Source organism: Marinobacter oulmenensis (assembly GCF_014201735.1).
GTDB lineage: Bacteria > Pseudomonadota > Gammaproteobacteria > Pseudomonadales > Oleiphilaceae > Marinobacter > Marinobacter oulmenensis.
The window spans coordinates 1-1,221 of sequence record NZ_JACHFE010000023.1; the positions used below are offsets into that span (position 1 = coordinate 1).

Here is a 1,221-nt window from a genome sequence, read left to right on the forward strand (position 1 = left end):
GGGTTCTACCCCGTTACTGCGGACATTCCTAAAAAGAGGCACAATGTGCCAAAGGAGTGTTCATGTCCAGACGCAGAAAATATAGCCCAGAGTTCAAACGCGAAGCCATCGCCTTAACCCGGCAACCCGGTGTGAGTTGTCGCCAGGTAGCCTTGGAGATCGGCATCAATCCCAACCTGTTGTCCCGGTGGCGCAGAGAAGCGGATGAGGAAACGGATAAGGCCTTTAAAGGCTCTGGTTCCCCCAGAGACGAAGAGGTTGCCCGTCTCAAGCGAGAGCTGGCCCGTGTGAAGAAGGAGCGTGATTTTTTGCGCGAAGCGGCAGTGTTCTTCGCAAAGGAGTCGTCCTGAGGTATCAGGCGATTCAACGTTGTCGCAATACTTTCCCAATACGTCTTATGTGCCGATGCCTGAAGGTGTCGGCCAGCGGTTATTACGCTTGGGCATCTCGCCCTGAGTCCGCCAGGGCAAAGGCAAATCGGCACTTGCTGTCACGCATCAGAGAGATTCACGACGATAGCGGTGGCATGATTGGCTCACCCAGAATGCATGAGGACCTGATTGCCGAAGGCACGTCAACCAGCCTGAACCGTGTTGCGCGATTGATGGCCAAACACGGCATTCAGGGGTGGCCACGCAAGAAGCGCGGACGCATGGGACGCCAATCATATCGACCACCAGGCATCCGGAATCATCTGGAGCGAAATTTCTCCGCTCTGGAGCCAGACACCAAGTGGGTGACGGATATTACGGAAATACCCACGCAGGAAGGAAAGCTCTTCCTCTGCGTAGTTCTCGACCTTTACAGCAAGCTGATCGTTGGTTGGTCCATGCATCACCGCCAGGATCGGCATATGGTGATCAGAGCGGTTGAGATGGCCGTTTGGCAGCGCCAGGGGAAAGTCCCAGTGATATTGCATTCAGATCGAGGCAGTCAATTTACCAGTGGTGACTACCAGCGATATCTCGGTAACAACCAGTTGGTAAGCAGCATGAGTGCGGTCGGTCATTGTGGCGATAATGCTGCCTGTGAAGGATTCTTCGGAATGCTCAAACGGGAGCGAGTTCATCACCGGCGTTACCGGACGCAGAACGAAGCGCGAGCTGACGTATTCGATTACATCGAACGATTCCATAATCCCAGGATGCGACGTAGAGTTGCCGTTCAGGATCAGAAGTTATCAGCCGCTTTAAAACCGTCCGTGGAAACGGGGTAGAACCC

The 1,221-nt window shown here is 54.2% G+C and carries 1 protein-coding gene; it reads left to right on the forward strand.

Translation table 11 applies throughout. The annotated features are described in order from the left end of the window. The first annotated feature begins 62 nt into the window (after nt 1–62). Nucleotides 63–1,216 (forward strand): IS3 family transposase gene (locus HNR38_RS17130; protein ID WP_183706607.1). Its coding sequence is split into 2 segments (ribosomal slippage): nt 63–303 and nt 303–1,216, totalling 1,155 coding nucleotides; the frame shifts between segments, so codons are not numbered across the junction. Nucleotides 1,217–1,221: the final 5 nt, after the last annotated feature.